Origin of the sequence: Polaromonas sp. (genome assembly GCF_041689105.1) — a bacterium.
Taxonomy (GTDB): domain Bacteria; phylum Pseudomonadota; class Gammaproteobacteria; order Burkholderiales; family Burkholderiaceae_C; genus Polaromonas.
Genome location: NZ_JBDNGU010000035.1, coordinates 13585 through 35848 on the forward strand (window position 1 = coordinate 13585; position 22264 = coordinate 35848).

At 63.0% G+C, this 22264-nt stretch carries 25 protein-coding genes and 1 riboswitch; of the genes, 19 read left to right on the forward strand and 6 right to left on the reverse strand.

Annotated elements, in window-relative coordinates:
* Window position 1 precedes the first annotated feature (1 nt).
* From ACESMT_RS03270 to ACESMT_RS03295, 6 genes are all read left to right on the forward strand, one after another.
* Window positions 2-412, forward strand: coding sequence for a ribonuclease P protein component (locus tag ACESMT_RS03270; protein ID WP_372825143.1), 411 nt, complete (start codon window positions 2-4; stop codon window positions 410-412).
* A complete protein-coding gene (yidD, locus tag ACESMT_RS03275; RefSeq protein WP_372825144.1) occupies window positions 409-762 on the forward strand; it encodes a membrane protein insertion efficiency factor YidD in 354 nt (117 codons plus the stop codon). The genes ACESMT_RS03270 and yidD overlap by 4 nt, the downstream gene beginning before the upstream one ends.
* Window positions 759-2489: a membrane protein insertase YidC gene (yidC, locus tag ACESMT_RS03280; protein WP_372825145.1), complete on the forward strand. Its 1731-nt coding sequence runs from the start codon at window positions 759-761 to the stop codon at window positions 2487-2489. The genes yidD and yidC overlap by 4 nt, the downstream gene beginning before the upstream one ends.
* Window positions 2490-2654: 165 nt before the next feature.
* On the forward strand, window positions 2655-4103 hold the full coding sequence (gene mnmE, locus ACESMT_RS03285; protein ID WP_372825146.1) for a tRNA uridine-5-carboxymethylaminomethyl(34) synthesis GTPase MnmE: 1449 nt from the start codon (window positions 2655-2657) through the stop codon (window positions 4101-4103).
* 115 nt (window positions 4104-4218) lie between these two features.
* On the forward strand, window positions 4219-4710 hold the full coding sequence (locus tag ACESMT_RS03290; RefSeq protein ID WP_372825147.1) for a Crp/Fnr family transcriptional regulator: 492 nt from the start codon (window positions 4219-4221) through the stop codon (window positions 4708-4710).
* A 220-nt stretch (window positions 4711-4930) separates the two neighbouring features.
* A complete protein-coding gene (locus ACESMT_RS03295) occupies window positions 4931-5737 on the forward strand; it encodes a hypothetical protein (protein ID WP_372825148.1) in 807 nt (268 codons plus the stop codon).
* Window positions 5738-5806: 69 nt separating this feature from the next.
* Here the strand turns inward: ACESMT_RS03295 and ACESMT_RS03300 are convergent, their stop codons facing one another.
* Complete coding sequence (locus ACESMT_RS03300; protein ID WP_372825149.1) at window positions 5807-6385, reverse strand: adenine phosphoribosyltransferase; 579 nt, start codon at window positions 6383-6385, stop codon at window positions 5807-5809.
* A gap of 49 nt (window positions 6386-6434) precedes the next feature.
* Entirely contained in the window at window positions 6435-8426 is a 1992-nt protein-coding gene (locus tag ACESMT_RS03305; protein ID WP_372825150.1) for a cation:proton antiporter, read from the reverse strand.
* A gap of 78 nt (window positions 8427-8504) precedes the next feature.
* Between ACESMT_RS03305 and ACESMT_RS03310 the strand changes: the two genes are divergently transcribed.
* The 4 genes from ACESMT_RS03310 to ACESMT_RS03325 all read left to right on the forward strand — a co-directional run bounded on the left by ACESMT_RS03310 (window position 8505) and on the right by ACESMT_RS03325 (window position 11752).
* Window positions 8505-9497, forward strand: a complete 993-nt coding sequence (locus ACESMT_RS03310; RefSeq protein ID WP_372825151.1) for an SIS domain-containing protein — start codon at window positions 8505-8507, stop codon at window positions 9495-9497.
* A gap of 145 nt (window positions 9498-9642) precedes the next feature.
* Window positions 9643-10245, forward strand: coding sequence for a KdsC family phosphatase (locus ACESMT_RS03315; RefSeq protein ID WP_372825152.1), 603 nt, complete (start codon window positions 9643-9645; stop codon window positions 10243-10245).
* Window positions 10245-10928 carry an LPS export ABC transporter periplasmic protein LptC gene (lptC, locus tag ACESMT_RS03320; protein ID WP_372825153.1) on the forward strand — a complete coding sequence of 228 codons (684 nt, stop codon included), beginning with the start codon at window positions 10245-10247 and terminating at the stop codon, window positions 10926-10928. The genes ACESMT_RS03315 and lptC overlap by 1 nt, the downstream gene beginning before the upstream one ends.
* 41 nt (window positions 10929-10969) lie before the next feature.
* The gene (locus ACESMT_RS03325; protein ID WP_372825154.1) at window positions 10970-11752 is read left to right on the forward strand and encodes an SDR family oxidoreductase; all 783 of its coding nucleotides are present in this window, start codon (window positions 10970-10972) and stop codon (window positions 11750-11752) included.
* Window positions 11753-11878: 126 nt separating this feature from the next.
* On the opposite strand, the gene ACESMT_RS03330 is transcribed toward ACESMT_RS03325, so the two are convergent.
* The 3 genes from ACESMT_RS03330 to ACESMT_RS03340 all read right to left on the reverse strand — a co-directional run bounded on the left by ACESMT_RS03330 (window position 11879) and on the right by ACESMT_RS03340 (window position 13610).
* Entirely contained in the window at window positions 11879-12334 is a 456-nt protein-coding gene (locus tag ACESMT_RS03330) for an RNA recognition motif domain-containing protein (protein WP_372825155.1), read from the reverse strand.
* 454 nt (window positions 12335-12788) lie between these two features.
* The gene (locus ACESMT_RS03335; protein WP_372825156.1) at window positions 12789-13034 is read right to left on the reverse strand and encodes a zf-HC2 domain-containing protein; all 246 of its coding nucleotides are present in this window, start codon (window positions 13032-13034) and stop codon (window positions 12789-12791) included.
* Window positions 13035-13043: 9 nt separating this feature from the next.
* Window positions 13044-13610, reverse strand: a complete 567-nt coding sequence (locus tag ACESMT_RS03340) for a sigma-70 family RNA polymerase sigma factor (RefSeq protein ID WP_372825157.1) — start codon at window positions 13608-13610, stop codon at window positions 13044-13046.
* A 128-nt stretch (window positions 13611-13738) separates the two neighbouring features.
* Between ACESMT_RS03340 and ACESMT_RS03345 the strand changes: the two genes are divergently transcribed.
* The 5 genes from ACESMT_RS03345 to ACESMT_RS03365 all read left to right on the forward strand — a co-directional run bounded on the left by ACESMT_RS03345 (window position 13739) and on the right by ACESMT_RS03365 (window position 17058).
* Window positions 13739-14338 carry a peroxiredoxin family protein gene (locus ACESMT_RS03345; RefSeq protein WP_372825158.1) on the forward strand — a complete coding sequence of 200 codons (600 nt, stop codon included), beginning with the start codon at window positions 13739-13741 and terminating at the stop codon, window positions 14336-14338.
* A gap of 139 nt (window positions 14339-14477) precedes the next feature.
* Window positions 14478-14774 carry a DUF2282 domain-containing protein gene (locus ACESMT_RS03350; protein WP_372825159.1) on the forward strand — a complete coding sequence of 99 codons (297 nt, stop codon included), beginning with the start codon at window positions 14478-14480 and terminating at the stop codon, window positions 14772-14774.
* A gap of 46 nt (window positions 14775-14820) precedes the next feature.
* A complete protein-coding gene (locus ACESMT_RS03355) occupies window positions 14821-15759 on the forward strand; it encodes a DUF692 domain-containing protein (protein WP_372825160.1) in 939 nt (312 codons plus the stop codon).
* The gene (locus tag ACESMT_RS03360; RefSeq protein WP_372825161.1) at window positions 15756-16559 is read left to right on the forward strand and encodes a putative DNA-binding domain-containing protein; all 804 of its coding nucleotides are present in this window, start codon (window positions 15756-15758) and stop codon (window positions 16557-16559) included. Before ACESMT_RS03355 ends, ACESMT_RS03360 begins: the two co-directional genes overlap by 4 nt.
* 22 nt (window positions 16560-16581) lie before the next feature.
* Window positions 16582-17058, forward strand: coding sequence for a DoxX family protein (locus ACESMT_RS03365; protein ID WP_372825162.1), 477 nt, complete (start codon window positions 16582-16584; stop codon window positions 17056-17058).
* A gap of 100 nt (window positions 17059-17158) precedes the next feature.
* Here the strand turns inward: ACESMT_RS03365 and ACESMT_RS03370 are convergent, their stop codons facing one another.
* A complete protein-coding gene (locus tag ACESMT_RS03370; RefSeq protein WP_372825163.1) occupies window positions 17159-18361 on the reverse strand; it encodes an ammonium transporter in 1203 nt (400 codons plus the stop codon).
* A 151-nt stretch (window positions 18362-18512) separates the two neighbouring features.
* Window positions 18513-18686: riboswitch (yybP-ykoY riboswitch) on the forward strand.
* Between the two features lie 6 nt (window positions 18687-18692).
* Here ACESMT_RS03370 and ACESMT_RS03375 point away from each other — a divergent pair.
* The 4 genes from ACESMT_RS03375 to chrA form a co-directional block, all read left to right on the forward strand.
* Window positions 18693-19256, forward strand: a complete 564-nt coding sequence (locus ACESMT_RS03375; RefSeq protein WP_372825164.1) for a TMEM165/GDT1 family protein — start codon at window positions 18693-18695, stop codon at window positions 19254-19256.
* 241 nt (window positions 19257-19497) lie between these two features.
* A complete protein-coding gene (locus ACESMT_RS03380) occupies window positions 19498-20748 on the forward strand; it encodes a homoserine O-acetyltransferase (RefSeq protein ID WP_372825165.1) in 1251 nt (416 codons plus the stop codon).
* On the forward strand, window positions 20745-21365 hold the full coding sequence (gene metW / locus ACESMT_RS03385) for a methionine biosynthesis protein MetW (RefSeq protein WP_372825166.1): 621 nt from the start codon (window positions 20745-20747) through the stop codon (window positions 21363-21365). The genes ACESMT_RS03380 and metW overlap by 4 nt, the downstream gene beginning before the upstream one ends.
* On the forward strand, window positions 21362-22264 hold a 903-nt coding region (gene chrA / locus ACESMT_RS03390), incomplete at its 3' end, for a chromate efflux transporter (RefSeq protein ID WP_372825167.1). The genes metW and chrA, both read left to right, overlap by 4 nt.

Consider the following 22264-nt stretch of genomic DNA (forward strand, 5'->3'; position numbering starts at 1 on the left):
AATGCAGCGGCTTCAAACCCGACCCCAGTTCCAGGCAGTCCTTGCCGGCGCCACTGTTGCAAGAACAAAGCATTTTGCATTGCACCGCAATGCGCTCGATGCCATGAACGCGCAAACCGTGCCCGCCAAAACCCATGCCGCGCCGGAGCTGTTTCCGGTGCGGGACACCTGGGTCGGGGCGATGGTGCCCAAGCGCTGGGCCAAACGCGCTGTGACGCGCAACGCCATCAAAAGACAGATCTACACCGTGAGCGCTGATTTTTTGCCCCTTTATCCCCAGGCCGCCTGGGTGGTTCGTTTGCGCCGTGATTTTTCCCGCAAGGAATTTACAAGCGCCAGCTCCGAAGCGCTCAAGCAGGCCGTTCGCAGCGAAGTGACGGCCCTGATGCAGGCCGGAGCGCCAGCCGCATGAAAGCGCTCGCCCACCCGCGCCGTTTGGCGCGCGCCATCATGCGCCTGCCGCAAAAAACACTGGTCACCCTGGTCAAGGGCTACCGCCTGCTGCTCAGCCCCTGGCTGGGCTCGTCCTGCCGCTTTGAGCCGACCTGCTCGGCGTATTCGCTGCAGGCGCTGCAGCAGCATGGCGCGACCAAGGGCAGTTATCTGACGCTGTATCGCCTGGTCCGTTGCCACCCCTGGTGCAACGGGGGCTACGACCCGGTGCCGCCCTCTGCGCCGCGCGAACCCTCCGGCAGATCTTCCCTTTTCACCCGTCTGGTCACGCCCGTGACTTCGAATTCCTCTAAAAAGAAGCCGTCATGAACGACATACGCCGCACCATTTTGTGGGTGATTTTTGGTTTTTCCATGGTCCTGTTGTGGGACCAGTGGCAGGTTTTCAACGGCAACAAGGCGACTTTTTTCCCATCGCCCGCGCCTGCGGCAAGCAGCCCTGCGCCGGCCGGCAAGCCGGCCTCAACCGCCAGTGTGCCCACCGGCGCGCCAGGCAGCAGCGCTGTGCCGGCACCGGCCGCCACGGCTGGTTCCGCAGTGGTGCTGCCGGGCGCCGTCCCCGCGACCACGCCGTCGGCTGGCAAACAGCGCCTGGTCGTGACGACCGATCTGCTCACACTGACTTTTGACACAGAAGGCGGCACGCTGGTCGGCTCGGCTTTCCCGCGTCTGAAGGACGTGGACGGCAAGACCGCCGGGTTCGTCCTGCTCGATGAAAGCGCTGCGCGCGTCTACGTCGCCCAGTCCGGCCTGATCGCCAGCGCCGCCGGCGGCAGCTTCCCGACCCACAAGACACCCATGACAGCCGTCCCTGGCGATCGCCAGCTCAAGGACGGTCAGGACAGCCTGGAAGTGAAATTCGAATCGGCCGAGGTCGGCGGCGTCAAGCTGGTCAAGACCTACACCCTCAAGCGCGGTGCTTACGACGTGGCGGTGCGCCATGACGTCGTCAACAACGGCGCCAACCCGGTGTCGCCACAGCTGTACATGCAACTGGTGCGTGACGGCAACAAACTGCCGGGCGAGTCGTCGCTTTATTCCACCTTCACTGGCCCCGCGCTGTACACCGCGGCGCAAAAGTACCAGAAGGTTGAGTTCAGCGACATCGAGAAAAACAAGGTGGATGTCGAAAAACACGCCAGCAACGGTTTTGTGGCCATGGTCCAGCATTATTTTGCCTCGGCCTGGATACTGCCCGACGGCCTGGAGCGTGACATTTTCCTGCGCAAGGTGGACACCAACCTGTATGCGGTGGGCATGATCACGCCACTGGAAGCCATCGCGCCTGGCGCCACCAAGTCGACCACCGCCACACTGTTTGTGGGCCCCCAGGAGGAAAAGCGGCTCGAAGCCATTGCGCCGGGGCTGGAACTGGTCAAGGACTATGGCTGGCTGACCATTCTGGCCAAGCCGCTGTACTGGCTGCTCGACAAGCTGCACGGCTTCATTCAGAACTGGGGCTGGTCCATTGTGGCGCTGGTGGTGTTGCTGAAAATGGCCTTTTACTGGCTCAACGCCAAGGCCTACGCCAGCATGGCCAAGATGAAGGCCGTCAACCCGAAGATCATGGAAATGCGCGAGCGCCTGAAGGACAAGCCGCAGGAAATGCAAGTCGCCATGATGAAGATCTACAAGGAAGAAAAGGTCAACCCGATGGGTGGCTGCTTCCCCATCATGATCCAGATACCGGTGTTCATCGCGCTCTACTGGGTGCTGCTCAGCTCGGTTGAAATGCGCAATGCGCCGTGGACTCTGTGGATCAAGGATCTGTCTTCCCCTGACCCTTACTTCATCCTGCCCGTCGTGATGACCTTGACCACCATGCTGCAGACGGCGCTGAACCCGACGCCACCGGACCCGATGCAGGCCAAGCTGATGTGGTTCATGCCGCTGATCTTCAGTGTGATGTTCTTCTTCTTCCCGGCCGGCCTGGTGCTCTACTGGATCACCAACAACGTGTTGTCGATCGCCCAGCAATGGGTGATCAACACCCGCATGGGCGTGCCGCCGCAGTTCAACCTGCCAAAGTTTAAGTAGCCCCCCGAAGCGCCGTTGGCGAGGTGCCATTGCCAGAGTCAATGGCTCTTCGTGTCCGTCCAAATCTGCGCAGGCAGGTTTGTAGCCGCGGCCTCTCAGCCCCCCAGACGGCGACACCCGCGGCCCGGCGAAGCCGGTTCCGCGATGTCTGCTGATAATGCTTACATGCTTGCGCGCCACCACGACCCCATTGCTGCCATTGCTACCGCGCCCGGCCGTGGCGCGGTTGGCATTGTGCGGGTCTCCGGCAAAAAAATCGCCGCGCTGGTGGCGGCTCTTTGTGGCCGCGCACTGATGCCCAGGCAGGCAACCTACCTGCCGTTTCGCGACGCACTGGGTGCACCCATCGATCAGGGCCTGGCCCTCTATTTTCCGGCGCCGCACTCCTACACCGGCGAGGACGTGCTGGAGCTGCAGGCTCACGGCGGGCCGGTGGTTCTGCAGTTGCTGCTGGCGCGTTGCCTGGAGGCGGCGGCGGCCATGGATGTCAAGACGGGCCAGCCGCTGTTGGCCGGCCTGCGGCCGGCCCAGCCCGGCGAGTTCACCGAGCGCGCTTTTCTGAACGACAAGATCGACCTGGCACAGGCCGAGGCCATTGCCGACCTGATAGACGCCAGCACCGAAACCGCTGCGCGCTCAGCTGCGCGCTCGTTGTCCGGGGAGTTTTCAAAAGAGGTCCACGTCCTGTTGGACCGGCTGGTGCATTTGCGCATGCTGGTCGAGGCCACGCTGGATTTCCCGGAGGAAGACATCGATTTCCTGCAAAAGGCCGATGCCCAGGGTCAGCTAACGCGGCTGCAGCAGACGCTGACCAGCGTGATGCACCGCGCCCAGCAAGGTGCCATCCTGCGCGAGGGCATCAAGGTGGTGATTGCCGGTCAGCCCAATGCCGGGAAAAGCTCGCTGCTCAACGCGCTGGCCGGCGCCGAGCTGGCCATCGTGACGCCGGTGGCCGGTACCACGCGCGACAAAGTCACCCAGCTGATCCAGATCGACGGTGTGCCGCTGCATGTGGTGGACACCGCCGGCCTGCGCGACAGTCTGCTGCCAGAAGTGGATGAGGTTGAAAAAATCGGCATAGCGCGCGCCTGGGGCGAAATCGAAACAGCCGATGCCGTGCTGTTTCTACATGACCTGACGCGCCAGGAGACACCGCAAGACCTGCGGATCGCGATGAACTACCAGGCCGCCGATGCCGCGATTGCGCAAGCCCTGGCTGGCAAACTGCCAGGCCGCATTCCGGTCATCGACGTGTGGAACAAGTCGGATATGGCCGGCGCGGCGGCGCTGGCAGGGATTTCTTCGGGCGTGGTGATTTCCGCCAAAACTGGCGCCGGCCTGCAGCCGTTGCGCGAGCAACTGCTGCAGGTGGTCGGGTGGCAGGCGGCTCCTGAAGGAGTGTTCATGGCGCGGGAGCGCCATCTGCGCGCACTGCGCGAGGTGAACACGCAACTGGCGCGCGCCGCAGATCAGCTGGGTGCCAGAACGCCCGCGCTGGACCTGCTGGCCGAAGACCTGCGCCAGGCGCAAAACGCCCTGAGCGCCATCACTGGCGCGTTCACGCCGGACGACCTGCTCGGGGAAATATTCTCGAAATTCTGCATCGGTAAATAGGCGGCGAAGCGCGTTGCGTCGTGCTCGTTGCAGCGCCTGCCTTGATGTATCAGCTGTAAGCGTGCGTTAACGTCCCTTGCCGCACGGGTGTCCGGGAGCGTATCTTCCGTGCATCATGAATGCACCGCTGACCACAGCGCTACGCTTTGACATCCAGGGCCTGGCCAGCGCCATATCGCAAAGTCACGCCAGCGACGCCATGCGTTGCCAGTTCACGCCACAACAGTGGGAGATCCTGGCTGACTACATGCAGCCGTTTGCGTTGCAGCAAGGCCAGGTGCTGATTGAACAGGGATCGACGGACCAGACCCTGTACTTCATCGAGAGCGGTACGCTGAGCGTCCACTACGAAGACGACAAAGGCCGGATTCGTCTTGCGCTTGTGGCCGCTGGCACCGTGCTCGGCGAGGGCGCGTTTTTTTCGCGCATGCCGCGCAACGCCACAGTACAGGCGTCCAATACCAGCAAGGTCTGGTGTCTGACTGCCCTGCGCTTCAAGGAACTTGCCAGCCGGCACAGCCCCATTGCCCTGGAGCTGAGCCTGGCCATGGGCGGCGTGCTCGCCAAACGTCTGTACAACCGGCCCAAACGTGTGGCCGTAACCTGAAATAGCCCGGAAAAGCGCGAGGGCTTGGGTGGTGTGCTGACCGTTAAAGCGTGATTTATTGCAGGCATCTGCGCAGCTTGTGCGCCTGCGATGCGAACAAGTCAGCCCCAGCCGGGAAAAAGCCCCGAAGGACTCAGTAAACTTCCAACAAGCAGACTGCCCAGTCTTTACAAGCAACCCAGATGGCCGCACGGCGGACCGTCGTTTTCCAGGCCAACCCATGTCCCTGTTCAATTGGTTTTCCGGCAAATCCGGCACGGACGCCGCCGTGCCAGGCAGGGCGCAACTGGACAGTGCCAGGTCTGGCCTGAGCCGTGACGACCGCACCCGCCCTGCGGCGGGCGTTCGCGACAAGGCGGCGTCGTTGCCGCAGAAAAATGCAAACCCCCAGGCGCGCAGCAGCGCCCACAAGTCGCAACGCCACGCCAAGCGCGAACTGCTTTACAACGCCGTGCGTGAAGCCATGATCCGCGCGGGTGTTTTGTCGGCCAGCTACAAATTCAAGGTGTTGTCGCAGGACCCGCGCGGCGAACAGTTCATGGTCATGATGGATCTGGCGCAGGAGTTTGGCGGGCAGACCGAGCGCCTGGCCGAGATTGAAGTGATGATTGCCCAAAGCGCCAAGTCGCGCTACAACATCCGGGTAACGGCGGTGTACTGGCGCATGAATGAGCTGGTCTCCGTCGGACGCCCCGCCACCCCAACGCCGGGCCATGGCCGACCGGCGCCATTGCATCACGCAGAAGCGGCGGTGATGGTGGCGACGACCCTGACGGAGCCGGCGATGGCTGCGCTCAAGCCCGTCGCGTCGCGCTACGAACCCATTCAGACGGACGAAGTGGCGGCCTTCAGGCAGGCGCTTGCTGCGGCCTCGGCTCAGGGCGTGCCGGTTGCGGACAATGGCCCTGCCGTCCGCAGCGGGTTGAGGTCTTACACCTTGCTCACCGGTTTCGAAGACACTGAAATGCCGGACTCACCGGCTGTGGTGCCGGCATTGAGCGCTACCCAGTATGGCGATCTCAATTAGGAGAAAAAATGAGCGCTAGCCCTTTGTGAACAGGCGCAGAAAGCTATAAATTTAATAGCAACGGGCGGTTCAATGGCCGCCGAAATCCAGCAAGGTGAACAGCGGGAGGCCGGCAGCCTGCAACTTGGCGGAGCCGCCCAGCTCGGGCAAATCGACAATTGCCGCGCCTTCCATCACCGACGCACCCAGTTGTTCCAGCAGTTTCTTGCCGGCCATCATGGTGCCGCCAGTGGCGATCAGGTCGTCGATCAGCAACACCTTGTCGCCGGCCTTGACCGCGTCGGTGTGCAATTCGACGGTAGCGCTGCCGTATTCAAGCTCGTAGGTTTCCTGGACGGTGGTGAAGGGAAGCTTGCCCTTTTTGCGAATGGGCACAAAACCGACGTTGAGCTCATAGGCCACCACGGCGCCAAGAATGAACCCGCGTGCATCGAGCCCGGCCACCACGTCCGGGCGCAGGGCCTTGTCCATGTAGCGGTGCACAAAGGCATCGATCAGCACACGAAACACCTTGGGGTCCTGCAGCAGTGGGGTGATGTCGCGAAACTGCACGCCAGGGGCAGGCCAATCCGGCACGGTGCGGATGTGGCCTTTCAGGTACTGGTTGACCGTCTGGTGGTTGAGGTTGTCGAGCAGGCGGTGATTCATGGGCGTTTGCAAAAAGTGCGGCTCCTATTTTGCATCGCGATGCGTCGTTCTAGGCACGTCCGCTGAGCAGTTTTTCTTCTGCGATGGCCAGGGCTTCGGGTTTGCCGGACAGGACCAGCGAGTCGCCGCCGCGCAGGGTGGTCTTGTCGTCATGGCTCAGAGGTTTGCCACTGCCGCGCCGCAGGCTGACGACCCGGACCCCGACCGCATGCAGCGCCAGGGCGCCCAGCGCCTGCCCGGCCACCCGGCTGCCCAAAGGCAGCGTGATCGTCGCCAGCCGTTCCTGGTCGATCTCGTTGACGGTGTTGTCGTCGGCTCCGTGAAAATAACCGCGCAGCAGGTTGTAGCGTGCGTCACGCTGGTCCTGCACCACGCGGATCACGCGGCGCATGGGCACCCCCACCAGCGCCAGCGCATGGCTGGCCAGCATCAGGCTGCCCTCAATGGCTTCGGGAACCACCTCGGTGGCACCGGCGGCCTGGAGCTTTTCCAAGTCGTGGTCGTCCACCGTGCGCACAATCACCGGCACCGTGGGCGCATGTGCACGGATGTTGGCCAGTACCTTCACCGCGCTGGGGGTGTCCAGGTAGGTCACCACCACGGCGCTGGCGCGGGCCAGGCCCGCCGCTATCAGGGCTTGCAGCCGCACGGCATCGCCGAACACAACGGAATCACCTGCCGCCGCCGCCTGGCGCACCCGGTCCGGATCCAGGTCCAGCGCCATGTAGGGGATGCCTTCGCCGTCCAGAATCCGGCCCAGGTTCTGCCCGCAGCGGCCATAGCCGCAAATGATCACGTGTTTGTTGATGTTGATGGACTTGCGCGCAATGGACGTCATCTGCAGCGACTGCTGCAGCCATTCGCTGCTGACGAGTCGCATCACGATGCGGTTGCTGTACATGACGATGAAAGGCGTTGCCAGCATGGACAACACCATGCTGGCCAGAATGGGATTGAGCAGTGCCGGCGGAATCAGGTTGTTGTCCTGTGCCAGCGACAGCAGCACAAACCCGAACTCGCCGGCCTGAGCCAGGTACAGGCCGGTGCGCAGCGACACCCCCGTGGTTGCGCCAAGGCCCTTGGTTAGCGCGGTGACCAGCACAAGCTTGAACAACACCGGCACCGTCAGCAGCAGCAGCACCAGCGGCCAGCGCGCCGCTACCTCCCGCCAGTCCAGCATCATGCCGATACTGATGAAGAACAGCCCCAGCAACACGTCATGGAAGGGCCGGATGTCAGTTTCAACCTGGTGCTTGAACTCGGTCTCTGAAATCAGCATGCCGGCAATGAAGGCGCCAAGCGCCAGGCTCAGGCCCGCCAGCTCGGTCAGCCAGGCCAGCGCCAGAGTGACCAACAACAGGTTCAATACAAACAGCTCTTCGCTTTTGCGTCTGGCCACCAGCGTCAGCCACCAGCGCATGACCCGCTGGCCGCCCATGAGCAGCAGGCCGACAAGCACTGTGGCCTTCAGGCTGGCAATCGCCAGGGCCATCAACAGCTTGTCCGGCGAGGAGCCGAGCGCGGGAATCAGCACCAGCAGCGGCACCACCGCCAGATCCTGAAACAGCAGCACGCCCATCACGCGTTTGCCGTGTTCGGACTCCATCTCCAGCCGCTCGGAAAGCAGCTTGACCACCACGGCCGTGCTGCTCATGGCAATCGTGCCCGACAGGGCCACCGCCGTCTGCCACGACATGCCCCACAGCGAGGGCGCCAAAAACGCCATAAACAGGGAGCCCAGGGTGGCCAGCACCATGGTTAACAGCACCTGCAGCAGCCCCAGGCCGAGCACATGGCGGCGCATGGAGCGCAGCTTGGGCAGGTTGAACTCCAGCCCGATCACAAACATCAGGAACACCACACCGAACTCGCCAAGACGGCGCACGCCGTCAGCGTTTTGCGACAACGCAAGCGCGTTGGGGCCGATAACCACACCCACAGCCAGATAACCGAGCATGGGCGGCAGCTTGAACGAGCGGCAGGCGACCACACCCAGCACAGCAGCCAGCAGGTACATCAGTGTGAGCTCAAGCGCGGTCATGTATTGATGGTAGCTGATGACCGGTGCACGCCCTCCCTTGCCGGGCCGGGTTCGGGGACGGCTCTATAGAATGCATGCATGAGCTTTGATCCCGTGAATTTTGACGCCGCACAGGCCCTTGCGCTGGCCCACAAAACCTTTGAAATTGAAGCGGCTGCGGTGCTTGGACTGAAAACCCGTGTCGGCCCTGAATTTGCGCGGGCTGTGCAGATGGTCCTCATCTGCAAGGGCCGTGTGGTGGTGATGGGCATGGGTAAAAGCGGCCACGTCGGCCGCAAGATCGCCGCGACCCTGGCCTCCACCGGCACACCTGCCATGTTTGTGCACCCTGCGGAAGCCAGCCACGGCGATCTGGGCATGATCACCGGCGCAGACGTGTTGTTTGCGATCTCCAACAGCGGCGAGGTGCAGGAACTCACGTCCATCCTGCCCGTGGTCAAACGCCTGGGTGTGCCCCTGCTGGCCATGACGGGCGGCTTGCAGTCCACGCTGGCGCGGCACGCCGACATCGTGCTCGACAGCAGCGTCGAAATGGAAGCCTGCCCCCTGAACCTTGCGCCTACCGCGAGCACCACGGCGCAGCTGGCGCTGGGCGATGCGCTGGCCGTGGCCCTGCTCGATGCGCGCGGCTTCAAGGAGGAAGACTTTGCCCGCTCTCACCCCGGCGGGGCGCTGGGCCGCAAGCTGCTGACCCATGTCAGTGACGTGATGCGTACCGGCGAAGCCGTGCCCGCGGTAGGCCTGCAAACCAGCTTTACCGAGTTGATGCGCGAAATGAGCAGCAAGGGCCTGGGCGCAGCCGCCGTGGTCGACGGGCAGCGGCGGGTGCTCGGCATCTTCACGGACGGCGATTTGCGCCGCCTGGTTGAAAAAGGCGTGGACCTGCGGGCCAGTACGGCGGAAAACGTCATGCACCCGAAGCCGCGAACCTTGCGCAGCGATGCGTTGGCGGTGGAGGCCGTCTCCCTGATGGAGCAATACCGCATCACCAGCGTGCTGGTGGTGGACGGCAACGATGCCTTGTGTGGCGCGCTCAACAGCAACGACCTGCTGCGCGCCAAGGTGATATGACCCCCACGTTTGTCACTTCGCGAGCCTTCGGCGGTGCACTGCCCCTGTCATCGATGGAAGGGGCCGGCCATGCTCGGGGCGGCCCTTCGCTGCGACCGATGACCCCCACGCGCGTCGCCCCGATGAAGGTTTTGGGTGCTCTCGTATGAAGGCCATGTCGCCCGCCCTGAACTTTGCGCCCGAACTGCTGCTGCTTGCGCAGAACGTCAAGGTGGCGTTCTTCGATGTCGACGGCGTGCTGACCGACGGTGGCCTGTATTTCGGCGAATATCCGCCAGGCGACGACCGGGCAACAAAGCACGAGGGGTTCACCACTGGCGGCGAAACGCTCAAGCGGTTCAACACCCTCGACGGCCATGGCCTGAAACTGCTGCAAAAGGCCGGCATCACGCCGGCCGTGATTACCGGCCGGGACAGCGTGGTGTTGCGCTCGCGCCTGCATGCGCTGGGCGTGACGCACTCGCATTTCGGCACCGAAGACAAGCGCCCTGCGGCAGAGCGCACCCTGAAAGCGTTGGGCCTGGACTGGTCTCAGGCGGCTTTCATGGGTGATGACTGGCCGGACCTGCCGGTGATGCGCCGCGTCGCCTTCAGCTGCGCGCCAGTCAACGCACATGTCGAAGTCAGGGCTGCGGCGCACTACGTTACCGGAACACGTGGCGGCGACGGCGCCGTGCGTGAGCTGTGTGACCTGCTGATGGTGGCGAGCGGCCGTTATGCCGGGCTGCTGCAGGAGTACACGCGCTGATGGCCGCCGCCAGCCGCTGGCTCCATGGGAACCTGGCCCCCAGCTGGCGCAATTCGCTGGACCGGTTATCGCGCGCTTGGGATCGGACCGCCATCTACATCCCGGTGCTGCTGATGGGGCTGCTGGCCCTGGGGACCTACTGGTTGGTGCGAAACACACCGGAGGCGTTGCCTCCGGATGGCCAGCGGGCCGTCACCACCGAGCCCGACTACTACATGCGCAAGTTCGGCATCAAGGCCTTTGATGAGACCGGCCAGCTCAAAAGTGACGTGTCGGGCAGCGAGTTGCGTCACTATCCCGATACCGACACGCTGGAAATCGACAAGGCGCTGATTCGCAGCTACAGCATCGAAGGCCGCCTGACGACATTCACCGGTGACCGGGCGCTGAGCAACGGTGACGGCTCCGAAGTCCAGCTGATCGGCAACGCCCGGGTGGTGCGGGATGCAGCGGTGGGGGCCGATGGCAGCGAGGGCCCGCAGCTTGAGTTCCGTGGAGAGTTTCTTCATGTCTTCGTCAACGAGGAGCGCGTCAAATCGCATTTGCCGGTGGTCATCAAGCGTGGCAATGACGAGTTTGAAGGCGACACGTTTGCCTATGACAACATGGACCGGGTGGTCGACCTCAAGGGCCGGGTGAAAGGTATTCTTGTGCCGCGAAAAGCGGCCGGCAGCGCACCTTGATCCGGGCGTCCTGATTCAGTCACGGCACGGAGGCCTTGCACATGTCCAGACTTGTTTTTATCACCGGCGCGTCCAGCGGCATCGGCCAGGCGCTGGCGCTGCGGTTTTTTCAGGCTGGCTATCGTCTGGCGCTGGTAGCACGCCGCACGGAAGCGGTCCAGTCGTGGGCCTTGTCCCATCGGCTTGACCCGGAAATCTACAAAATCTATGGCACCGATGTCTCCGCTGTCGACAGTATTGTCGCGGCGGGGCGGGCCTGCATGGCAGACCAGGGCTTGCCCGACGTGGTGATCGCCAACGCCGGGATCAGCATAGGCATGGACACCGCCGTGCGGGACGACCTCGATGTGATGGCGCAGACACTGGCAACCAACAACATCGGCCTGGCCGCCACCTTCCATCCCTTTGTCGAGGCGATGGTGCTGCGTGGCTCTGGCGCGCTGGTGGGTATCGGCAGCGTTGCCGGCATCCGCGGCCTGCCTGGGCACGCCGCTTACTGCGCCAGCAAGGCCGCGGTGATTGCCTATTGTGAGAGCCTGCGCGGCGAGTTGCGGCCTGGGGGCGTGAAGGTGGTCACGCTTTGTCCCGGCTACATCGATACCCCGCTCACTCAAAAAAACCGCTACGCCATGCCGTTTTTGATGCAGCCCGAAGCTTTTGCCGACAAAGCCTTTGCTGCGATTGAAGCCGGCAGCAGTTACCGGGTGATTCCCTGGCAGATGGGGGTGGTGGCCAAGTTGCTGCGCTTGCTGCCCAACGCCCTGTTTGACAGGGCCCTGGCGGGCCGGCCGCGCAAACGTCGCCAGGGGGGCGATTCGCGCTAGCTATAAAAACAATAGCCGCTTGTGTCCGTCGCGCAAGGGCGGGAAGGAAAAAGGCTTCAGAACCGAGGTCTTGAAGCCTTTTGAAGCTGTTTTCAGCCGGAAGCTGAAGGGGCTGTGGTTCCGGGCTTAATAGCCGCCACGTCCACCGCCGCCAGAGCCACCGGAACGGCCGCCGCCACCGCCACCGCCGTAAGGGCTGCGGAAACCGCCGTCGCTGCCGCCGCCGCCAGAACGTCCGCCGCCACCGCCGCCGCCGCCGTATCCACCACCGCCGCCACCGTAGCCGCCACCACCACCGCCACCGCCGAAGCCGCCGCTGCGTGGGGGGCGTGCTTCCATCGGACGGGCTTCGTTAACAACAACGCTGCGACCGCCCAACGGCTGGCCGTTCATGCCGGCAATAGCTGCCTGTGCTTCTGCATCGTTGCCCATCTCGACAAAACCAAAGCCTTTGGAGCGGCCGGTGTCGCGCTCCATCATGACCTTGGCGCTGGTGACAGCGCCGAACTGGCCAAAAGATTGTTGCAAGTCTTCGTCGCGAACCGAGTACGGCAGATTGCCCACGTAAAGTTTGTTGCCCATGAAGGGACTCCTCTAAAACACAAAAACAAAAGCGATGGGGTCCCGAAAGCACAACAAATCTTGAAACGTACCGCTGTAGCGCGCGAAACTGACCGATCACCTGACCTGTGTGGATTGTTATCCACACGCGCATAGTATGCGTCAGGCAGTCACAACACAAGCAGGCAGCGCTTCCTCCTGCGTCTGTCAAACCCGCATCAACAGGGGCCTGCGGGACTGTTTTGCCCTCGCGAGCCTTGCTCGGCGCGGGATGCGGACTTTTATCCACCAATCACCCCGTGTCTCGTGTGCGCATTGTCGCCTGCCCAAAAGACATCCCAGAAAAGTTTGCGCCAACTTACTTCGACGGCTTCTCATACCTGCGCGCTGCACATAGCCAGAGCGCGCGGGCTAAAACTTTTACGTTTGTACACAAAGAGCTGCCATTTGGCACCGCCGGGGGCGGCGCCAGGCCCTAGTCGGCGGGCCTGCCCACGCCTGCTGACGGGCCATCGGGTTCGTCTGTCACGCGTCGCCAGTGGGACATGGCGTGGCGCATGGTGAGCATCTGGTTTTCAAATTGTGGGCAGGCCTTGCACGCCATCAGGTGCAGCCGCAGCGCGACGCTGTCGGGCAGGCTCAGGGCGCGGTCCTCCCGGGCCACCAGCAGCGCTGCTGCCTGCTTGCAGGTGCGCATCAGGGGAAGGGACTTAATCTTCATGATGGCCATTCAGTGGGGAGGAGTGCCAAACCAGTGGATGGCCAGGCACTCGCGCAAGCGCAGGCGCGCACGGTGAAGTTGAACATAAAGGTTGGTCGGCGTCAGGGTCAGTTCCTTACAGACTTCTTCGCAGGACAGCTCCAGCCACTCCCGCATCAGGAACAGCCGGCCCAGCCCCGGTGGAAGGCGCTCCACACAAGCGTCGAGCACCGTGAAGAACTGGCGCTGTTGCAGGGTTTGATGCGGGTCACCCCACTCACCGGGTGGGCTGACAAAGTGACCGTCGACCTGGAAGGCGAGCTTGTCAAGTTCATCGGCATCGTCGTCGCCCCCGCAGTCGGGGAGGGACACTTCGCGGGCGTTGCTGCGGAGCAGGTCGATGACCTTGTGCTTGAGAATGCCGACAAGCCATGTCTTGAGCTGCGAACGGTTTCCGAAAGCCTGCGGCTTGGACAGGGCGGCCAGCAAGGTTTCGGAGACAGCATCTTCAGCCCAGGCGTCGTTGCGCAGCTGCAGCCGCGCAAAGCGCATCAGGTAAACCCGATGCTCGACGAGCTGTTCTTCAAAGGTAGTCATGGACGGCAAGTCTAGCCGCACCGCGGCGTGGTGACGGAAAAAAATGTGGTCAACGGCGTAAGAATCACGGCTTGGTGGCGACTAACATATTGCTTTGTTCGTAGCTGCAACCCACCAAGGACACCACCATGGGCTTCGCCAATCACGCATCACTGCTTACCGCGTCCCGTGGCGCTTCCCGTTCGGGCCGGAAGTTGCGGGGTCTGGCGGTGGTCGCCCTCATTTCGCTGGGGATGGCTGCACCCTTGCTGGCGCAAACGCCGCCGTCCACCACGAAGGCGGAAATCGCTGCGCCAGCGACCGCCGTGGTAACGCCGAACATTGAAGGCAAGACGGTGGAGGGCCGGCCGTTCAAGCTGTCTTCTCTCAAGGGCAAGGTGGTCCTGGTGTTGTACTGGTCCACCGGTTGCGCCGTATGTCGCGACAAAATGCCCGAGCTTCGGACCAACTACGAAGGTTGGGCCGGCAAACCGTTTGAGCTGGTGGCTGTCGCGACCGACAAGCGCATGCAGGATGTGGTGGACTACGAACGCATCATTGCACAGACGGTATCCACGAAACAGCAGTTTGTGCAGCTCTGGATGGGTGATAGCAGCTACCGCGACAACCTGGGCGCACATGCCCAGTTGCCCGCCGGTTATCTGATTGACAAAACTGGCAAGATTGTGGAGCGTTATGTGGGCCGCATTCCGCCTGAAGCCTGGGACCGTATCGCAGACCTGCTTTGATCGGCGCGGGGCCCGGTGTCGGCGGCCTGAAATTTTTTGCAAGAAAGTCGGCGCTGGCCGGACTAAGCTCCAACCAGATCAGAAATCTCTTCTCTTCTGGTTAAAACTTCAACTTCTGTAAACCAACCGGAGATTTTCAATGAACCAACGCGCCCTGATTACTGCAGCTGCAGCCTCCCTGCTCTCCACCATGCTGGTGGCCGCACCTGCCGTCGCCCAGCAGAAGGAAAAATGCTACGGCATAGCCAAGGCCGGCCAGAATGATTGCGCCAACCTCAACGGCAGCCACTCCTGCGCCGGTCAGTCCAAGGTTAGCGACGATGCCAACGAGTGGAAGTACGTGGCCAAGGGAACTTGCATCAGCATGAAGGGCCTCACAGCGGACCAGGCCAAGATGAAGGGCATGGAAAAGCCCATGATGGACAAGAAGAGCTGATAGCCCTTGTTCGGATGGCCAGGGAGCGAAGCGGCGCATTGTCACCATGAGTCGCCTCGTCTCCGCGCCAGCTTCGATGCCCCCGCCCGATGCTGTCGCTGACCATGCAGTTTCCACCGGCATAGGCTGGAGGCATCCGCACTATGCGGAGTTGCTCCAGTCCCGCCACGCGCTGGACTTTCTGGAAGTGCATTCTGAAAATTTTTTTGCAGCTGGCGGCGCGGCCCTGGCAGTGTTGCAGCAGGGCCGTGAGATTTATCCCATCAGCCTGCACGGTGTAGGCCTTGCGCTGGGGTCAGCCACCGGGGTGGACCTCTGGCACCTTGACCAGCTGGCGCTGCTGGTGGACCGCATTGAGCCTGTGCGCGTCAGCGACCACGCGTGTTTTGCGCGCGGGATGTGGAAGGGCCAGGCCGTACACGCCGGCGATTTGCTGCCCATCCCCTTCAACGATGAGGCGCTGGACGTGTTGTGCCGCAACGTGCAGCAGGTGCAGGAGCGGCTCAAGCGGCCGATGCTGGTCGAAAACCTGTCGGCCTACATCACGCTGGCGGGCAGCGAGCGCAGCGAAACCGACTTCCTGGGCGCTCTCGCCCAGCGCACCGGCTGCCAGCTTCTGGTCGACGTGAACAATATTTATGTCAACGCGCTCAATGTGAACAGCGCGCGGCTGCCCGGTGACGCGCCGGCGGACCCCGTGCTCGCCTGCAAGGCCTGGCTGGACCAGCTGCCGCCCGCAGCCGTCGGCGAAATCCACCTGGCCGGGCATTGTGTGATGGACGACATCGTGATCGATGACCACGGCAGCCGCGTGGCCGACGACGTCTGGCGCCTGTATGCCCATGCCCTGGAGCGCTTCGGCGCGGTGCCGTCGCTGGTCGAGTGGGACACCGCCCTGCCTCCGCTGGCGGTGCTGTTGGGCGAGGCCGCGCAGGCCCGCGTGCTGGCGCAGGCACATGCCCCCAGGGCGGAGCTTGTCCCATGAGCGCCGCCATCGGCCTGGCCGCGCAGCAGCAGGCCTTGCTGCAGGCCCTGTACCTGCCGCGCCACCAGGACGCTATGAAAATAATAGCTGCTTGTGCCCATCCCGAAAGGGCTGGAAGCCAAAATTATCTTGAACGCGGGCTGCAGGCCTACCGCAGCAACGGCCATGCACTGGCGCAGCGCGTTCTGTCCGCAGCCTACCCGGTGTTGGCCCAGCTGACAGGCGCTGAGAGTTTTGACACCCTGTCGCGCCACTTCTGGCAAAGCCATCCGCCGGTCCGTGGTGACATGGCGCAGTGGGGCGCGGGTTTCGCCGACTTCATCAAAACGCTTGCCGACCTGATGCGAGAAGAGCCTTACCTGGCCGACGTGGCGCGCGTTGAATGGGCCTTGCACACGGTCGCCACGCAGGCCGACGGCCAGGCCGACCTGTCCTCGTTCGCCCTGCTCGAAAGCCGGGAGCCGTCCGACACGGCGCTGGTGCTGAGCCCCGGTGCGCAGTGTCTGTCCAGCGTGTTTCCGGTGGTCAGCATTGTGCAGTCTCATCTGGCGGGCGAGCCCACGCTGCAGGAGGCCGGGGAGCGCTTGCGTGCCCAGGTCGCCGAAACCGCGCTGGTCTGGCGCCATGGCCTGAAACCTTCATTGCGGCAGGCCCAGGTCGGTGAAGCTGTTTTTATCGCCGCGCTGCAAGAAAACCGCTCACTGGCCGACTCACTTTCAGCCGCGCCAGGGTTTGATTTCCCCCAATGGCTTGTGCCGGCGGTACAAACCGGCTTGCTTCTCAGCGCCCGCGCCCTGTGAGCCCACCTTGAAGGACAACACCATGAACATTACCGCCACCACCCCGCTGCAAAAAGTATTGGGGCTCTGGCGCCGCTTCAGTGCTGGCCTGGACACGCTGCAACCTGCCGCCGCATTGGCTGCGCGCCTGTATGTGGGGCAGGTCTTTTTTGCGTCGGGCCTGACCAAGCTGCGTGATTGGGAAACCACGGTGGCCTTGTTCACCGACGAATACGCGGTGCCCCTCTTACCGCCGGCCGTGGCTGCTTTCATGGGCACGGCGGGCGAGCTGGTGTTGCCAGTCTTGCTCGTGCTGGGGCTGGCCGGGCGCTTTTCCGCGCTGGGCCTGTTCGTTGTGAACGCGGTCGCGGTGATTTCACTCAGCGAGATCGCACCGGCGGCGTTGCAGCAACACGTCTTCTGGGGTGCGCTGCTGGCCGGGCTGGCGATTTACGGCGTGGGACCCTGGTCGTTGGACCGCAGGCTTGCACCCAGGCTCCGGCACGGCCAGGAGATGTGAGCCAAAACCGGCCTTGGCCCCTATAGGGTCGGCGCAAGCAGCTATTAATTCAGGAGCAATGCCGTTTCGCAACGGGCGCAGCGCCGGGAAAGCCTGCCGCCTACCAGTTGACCTCACGGTCCGGCGTTGAGCCGATCCGGTGAATCGACAGGTCGGCGCCTTCATATTCTTCTTCCTGCGTCATGCGCAGCCCCATGGTGGCTTTGATGATGCCGTACACGGCCAGGCCCGCCAGCAAGGCCCAGCCCACACCCATGGCCGTGCCGATCAGCTGCGCGCCCAGGCTCACACCGCCCAGCCCGCCCAAGGCCTTGCTGCCGAAGATGCCGGCGGCGATACCGCCCCATGCACCGCACAGGCCGTGCAGCGGCCAGACGCCGAGTACGTCGTCGATCTTCCAGCGGTTTTGTGTCAGCGTGAACATCAATACAAACACCGCGCCGGCGATGCCACCGGTGACCAATGCGCCCAGCGGATGCATCAGGTCCGAACCAGCACACACGGCGACCAGCCCGGCCAGCGGGCCGTTGTGCACAAAACCCGGGTCGTTCTTGCCGAGCACCAGCGCCGCCAGCGTGCCACCCACCATGGCCATCAGCGAGTTCACGGCAACCAGGCCGGAGATCTTGTCAATGGTTTGCGCGCTCATGACGTTGAAGCCAAACCAGCCGACCGTCAAAATCCATGCGCCCAGCGCCAGGAAGGGAATGCTCGATGGCGGGTGTGCCGAGATGCCGCCGTCCTTGCGGTAGCGGTTGCTGCGCGCGCCGAGCAGTATCACCGCCGGCAAGGCCAGCCAGCCTCCCACGGCGTGGACCACGATGGAGCCGGCAAAGTCATGGAACTCGGCCCCGGTCAAGGCCTTGATCCAGGCCTGCACCCCAAAATTCTGGTTCCAGACAATCCCCTCAAAAAACGGGTAGACAAAACCGACGATTACGGCCGTGGCCAGCAGCTGCGGGTAAAAGCGAGCCCGCTCCGCGATGCCGCCCGAGATGATGGCCGGGATGGCGGCAGCAAAGGTCAGCAGAAAGAAGAACTTCACCAGCTCGTAGCCATTTTTGACGGCCAGCTGCTCGGCACCGACAAAAAAGCTGGTGCCATAGGCCACGCCGTAACCGACGATGAAATACATGATCGTGGAGACCGAGAAGTCCACCAGAATCTTCACCAGTGCATTGACCTGGTTCTTTTTGCGAACCGTGCCCAGTTCCAGAAATGCAAAACCGGCATGCATGGCCAAGACCATGATGCCGCCCAGCAGAATGAACAAGGCGTCCGAGCCCTGTTTTAGTGCGTCCATAAAGCCCCTCTTGAATGGTTTGAGCTGTTTTAGTGCGAAATCAGCGTGTTAAAACTAGCGGCACCAAAAGTAAGCAAAAACTGCGCCAGATGAGTGCGCACCAATCTGGGTGCTGTTGCCGGGTTAAGTGCGGCTGCGAGGATTACAATAGTTGTCTGTCATTGGGGAGTAGCTACCCTTTCAATCCTGAAAGGGGCTTGCGTCAACAGACTTGTCCATCACGGACATGGCGCCAGCAGTCTTCGGACCCAGCGAGACCTTTGACTGCACAGCTCCTGCTCATGGCCGGGGACGCGGTGCAGTCAATGGTTATCGGCCGGAGTCTGTTTGTATGGAAGCGTTCCTCGTCTCTACGGGCATCGTCGCCCTCGCCGAAATGGGCGACAAGACGCAACTTCTCGCTCTCGTCCTCGCTGCCCGTTTTCGCAAGCCCTGGCCCATCGTGGCCGGTATTTTTGTGGCCACCATCGCCAACCATGCGCTGGCCGGTGCCCTCGGCGCCTGGCTCACCACCTTGATCAGCCCGCAGATGCTGCGCTACATTCTGGGGGCATCCTTTCTGGCGATGGCGGTGTGGATGCTGATTCCCGACAAGCTGGAAAGCGACGAGGAGGGGAAGGCGCCGCGTTTTGGTGTCTTTGCGACCACGGTGGTCGTGTTCTTCCTGGCCGAGATGGGCGACAAGACGCAAATCGCCACGGTGATGCTGGCGGCGCGTTACGACGCCATGGTTGCCGTTGTGGCCGGCACCACGCTGGGCATGATGCTGGCCAACGCGCCCGTGGTCTGGCTCGGCGAACGTGTCACGCGCCTGGTGCCGCTGCGCGTGGTGCACATCATTTCGGCGATCATCTTTGCCGTGCTCGGCGTGATGGCTTTGTTGATCAAGGCGTGATGCAGGCCCTTCTTTATTCAAGCAGGAGCTGCGGAACTGGCTTTGCCAGGCCGCAGGCGCAGCGGCCCCCTCGGGGGGCAGCGCATTACACGCAGCCGAAGGCGGCGTGAAAAGCGTGGGGGTATACTCGATCAGCGCCGATTTGCCAGCTTGCGGGCGCTTAAAAAGTACAGCTAAAGACGACATCCACGACCCGGACTCGCTTTTAGCGATGCCGGGTTTTTGTTTTGTGGGGCTTTCCTTGACGCTTGTTGCCACGCCGCAGTCCATGCATTTTGCCGACGCCTTGCCGCTGCAAAGCGGGGCGTCCCTTCGTGCCTACGATCTGAGCTACGAGACCTACGGCACGCTCAATGCCGACGGGTCCAATGCCGTGCTGATCTGCCACGCGCTCAATGCCTCGCACCACGTGGCCGGCGTGTACCTGGATGACGCCGGCGCGGTGCAGCCGAGGTCCGAAGGCTGGTGGGACACCATGATTGGCCCCGGCAAGCCGGTGGACACCGATGTTTTTTTTGTCATCGGCGTCAACAACCTCGGGTCCTGCTTCGGATCAACCGGTCCGATGCAGCGCAACCCCGACAGCGGTGAAACTTATGGCGCCGACTTCCCGGTGGTTACGGTGCAGGACTGGGTTGACGCACAGGCCAGACTGCTCGACGCCATGGGCATCACCACGCTGGCTGCGGTCATGGGCGGCAGCCTGGGCGGCATGCAGGCGCTGAGCTGGACGCTGCAATACCCGGACCGCGTGCGCCACGCGGTGGTGGTGGCCAGCGCGCCCAACCTGACCGCCGAAAACATCGCTTTCAACGAGGTAGCGCGCCGCGCCATCGTGACCGACCCGGATTTTCATGGCGGGCACTACGGGCGCCATGGCGTGCTGCCGCAGCGCGGCCTGCGCATCGCCCGCATGATTGGTCACATCACGTATCTCAGCGACGACGTGATGAACGAGAAATTCGGGCGCCAGTTACAGGCCCCCACGCTTGTCGCTTCGCGTACTACGCTGCCCCCCGGGGGGGCGCTGCGCCTGCGGCCCGGCGAAGCCGGTTCTGCGGCCCCGGCTGGTGAAGAAGAGGCCTCCTCTCCGGTCGCGTCCCCTTTCAAGTACTCGACACAGGACGTGGAGTTTCAGATCGAGAGTTATTTGCGTTACCAGGGCGACAAGTTCAGCGAGTACTTCGATGCCAACACTTACCTGCTGATCACGCGGGCGCTGGATTATTTTGACCCGGCGCAGGCCTTTGGCGGCAACCTGACACAGGCCCTCGCCCTGGCCAGGGCCCAGTTCCTGCTGGTGAGCTTCACCACCGACTGGCGGTTTTCGCCCGCGCGCAGCCGCGAGATCGTCAAGGCGCTGCTCGACAACCAGCGCGACGTGAGTTACGCCGAGATTGACGCGCCGCACGGTCACGATGCCTTTTTGCTCGATGACGCCCGCTACCTGGGCGTGGTGCGCTCCTACTTTGAGAGCAAGGTGGCACCATGAAGCAGCGCACATCCGCTTTGAGGGCTGACCAGCAATCGATCGCCCGCCTCGTGCCTGAAGGCGCTCGCGTGCTTGACCTCGGTTGCGGCGACGGCGCCATGCTGGACCACCTGATTCGTGAACGCGGCTGCACCGGCTACGGCGTGGAGATAGACGACGCCAACATCCAGGCCTGCGTGGCGCGCGGCGTCAACGTGATTCAGCTCAACCTCGATGAAGGCCTGGCGATGTTCGGCGACGCCAGCTTTGACGTGGTGCTGCAGATCGACACCTTGCAGCACCTGCGCAATGCCGAGGTGATGCTGCGAGAGACCGCGCGGGTGGGCCGTACCGGCATCGTTGCCTTCCCCAACTTCGGCCATTGGCCGAACCGCCTGGCCGTGCTGCGCGGCCGCATGCCGGTCACCAAGGTCCTGCCCTACCAGTGGTATGACACGCCGAATATCCGCGTCGGTACCCTGCAGGACTTTGCCGTACTGGCGGCAAAAAACCGGCTGCAGATCCTCGACTCGTTTGGTTTGCAGGACGGGTGCGAAATCCGCTTCTGGCCCAACGCCCGCGCCAGCAGGGCGGTGTTCAAGTTCCAGCACGGCGAGAGCAGGGAGCCGCTTGGATGACCAACGTTCCACTACCGCGCGGCACCGCACCCAACTCTGTGTCTTTTGCCGACGCCTTGAAGTTCTGGCTCAAGCTCGGCTTCATCAGCTTCGGCGGGCCGGCCGGGCAGATTGCCATCATGCACCGCGAACTGGTCGAGCAAAAACGCTGGATCTCGGAAAAGCGCTTTCTGCATGCTCTCAACTACTGCATGCTGTTGCCAGGGCCAGAGGCGCAGCAACTCGCCACCTACATCGGCTGGCTGATGCACCGCACTTGGGGCGGCGTGGTGGCCGGTGCGCTGTTCGTGCTGCCCTCGCTGTTTATCCTGATCGCGCTGAGTTGGGTGTATGTGGCCTTTGGCGATCTGCCGCTGGTGGCGGGTATTTTTTACGGCATCAAGCCGGCAGTCGCCGCGATTGTGTTGCAGGCGGTGTACCGCATTGGCAGCAAATCGTTGAGAAATCCGGCCATAGCCCCCGTCCCGTGGGCGGTGGCAGCTATTAGTTTTATAGCGGTTGCGTTTTTCGGTATCCCCTTCCCGTGGGTGGTGCTGGGCGCGGCGATCACGGGCGGGCTGTGCGCCCGGTTCGCGCCCGGGCAGTTTGCTTTCGGCGGTGCGCATGGGACGGCGCAGTCGGCGCATGCCCCGGCGCTGATCGACGACGACACGCCCACGCCCGAACATGCGCGCTTCAGCAAATCGCGGCTGGCCCGGGTACTGCTGGTCGGCGCTGTGCTCTGGCTGCTGCCTATGGCCGCGCTGATGGCCTGGCAGGGTTGGGGTGGTGCCTTGACACAGATGAGCTGGTTTTTCACCAAGGCCGCGCTGCTGACCTTTGGCGGCGCCTACGCTGTGCTGCCTTATGTCTATCAGGGTGCGGTCGAACAGTTCGGCTGGCTCACCGGGCCGCAAATG

Coding starts and splice junctions, on each gene's coding strand:
- metW (WP_372825166.1), top strand. CDS start 20,745: ATGAAGCAGCGCACATCCGCTTTGAGGGCTGACCAGCAATCGATCGCC.
- ACESMT_RS03365 (WP_372825162.1), top strand. CDS start 16,582: ATGAACATTACCGCCACCACCCCGCTGCAAAAAGTATTGGGGCTCTGG.
- ACESMT_RS03370 (WP_372825163.1), bottom strand. CDS start 18,361: ATGGACGCACTAAAACAGGGCTCGGACGCCTTGTTCATTCTGCTGGGC.
- ACESMT_RS03310 (WP_372825151.1), top strand. CDS start 8,505: ATGAGCTTTGATCCCGTGAATTTTGACGCCGCACAGGCCCTTGCGCTG.
- mnmE (WP_372825146.1), top strand. CDS start 2,655: ATGCTTGCGCGCCACCACGACCCCATTGCTGCCATTGCTACCGCGCCC.
- ACESMT_RS03330 (WP_372825155.1), bottom strand. CDS start 12,334: ATGGGCAACAAACTTTACGTGGGCAATCTGCCGTACTCGGTTCGCGAC.
- ACESMT_RS03315 (WP_372825152.1), top strand. CDS start 9,643: ATGAAGGCCATGTCGCCCGCCCTGAACTTTGCGCCCGAACTGCTGCTG.
- ACESMT_RS03325 (WP_372825154.1), top strand. CDS start 10,970: ATGTCCAGACTTGTTTTTATCACCGGCGCGTCCAGCGGCATCGGCCAG.
- ACESMT_RS03295 (WP_372825148.1), top strand. CDS start 4,931: ATGTCCCTGTTCAATTGGTTTTCCGGCAAATCCGGCACGGACGCCGCC.
- yidC (WP_372825145.1), top strand. CDS start 759: ATGAACGACATACGCCGCACCATTTTGTGGGTGATTTTTGGTTTTTCC.
- ACESMT_RS03375 (WP_372825164.1), top strand. CDS start 18,693: ATGGAAGCGTTCCTCGTCTCTACGGGCATCGTCGCCCTCGCCGAAATG.
- yidD (WP_372825144.1), top strand. CDS start 409: ATGAAAGCGCTCGCCCACCCGCGCCGTTTGGCGCGCGCCATCATGCGC.
- ACESMT_RS03355 (WP_372825160.1), top strand. CDS start 14,821: ATGAGTCGCCTCGTCTCCGCGCCAGCTTCGATGCCCCCGCCCGATGCT.
- ACESMT_RS03350 (WP_372825159.1), top strand. CDS start 14,478: ATGAACCAACGCGCCCTGATTACTGCAGCTGCAGCCTCCCTGCTCTCC.
- ACESMT_RS03340 (WP_372825157.1), bottom strand. CDS start 13,610: ATGACTACCTTTGAAGAACAGCTCGTCGAGCATCGGGTTTACCTGATG.
- ACESMT_RS03300 (WP_372825149.1), bottom strand. CDS start 6,385: ATGAATCACCGCCTGCTCGACAACCTCAACCACCAGACGGTCAACCAG.
- ACESMT_RS03345 (WP_372825158.1), top strand. CDS start 13,739: ATGGGCTTCGCCAATCACGCATCACTGCTTACCGCGTCCCGTGGCGCT.
- ACESMT_RS03290 (WP_372825147.1), top strand. CDS start 4,219: ATGAATGCACCGCTGACCACAGCGCTACGCTTTGACATCCAGGGCCTG.
- ACESMT_RS03335 (WP_372825156.1), bottom strand. CDS start 13,034: ATGAAGATTAAGTCCCTTCCCCTGATGCGCACCTGCAAGCAGGCAGCA.
- ACESMT_RS03270 (WP_372825143.1), top strand. CDS start 2: ATGCAGCGGCTTCAAACCCGACCCCAGTTCCAGGCAGTCCTTGCCGGC.
- lptC (WP_372825153.1), top strand. CDS start 10,245: ATGGCCGCCGCCAGCCGCTGGCTCCATGGGAACCTGGCCCCCAGCTGG.
- ACESMT_RS03360 (WP_372825161.1), top strand. CDS start 15,756: ATGAGCGCCGCCATCGGCCTGGCCGCGCAGCAGCAGGCCTTGCTGCAG.
- ACESMT_RS03305 (WP_372825150.1), bottom strand. CDS start 8,426: ATGACCGCGCTTGAGCTCACACTGATGTACCTGCTGGCTGCTGTGCTG.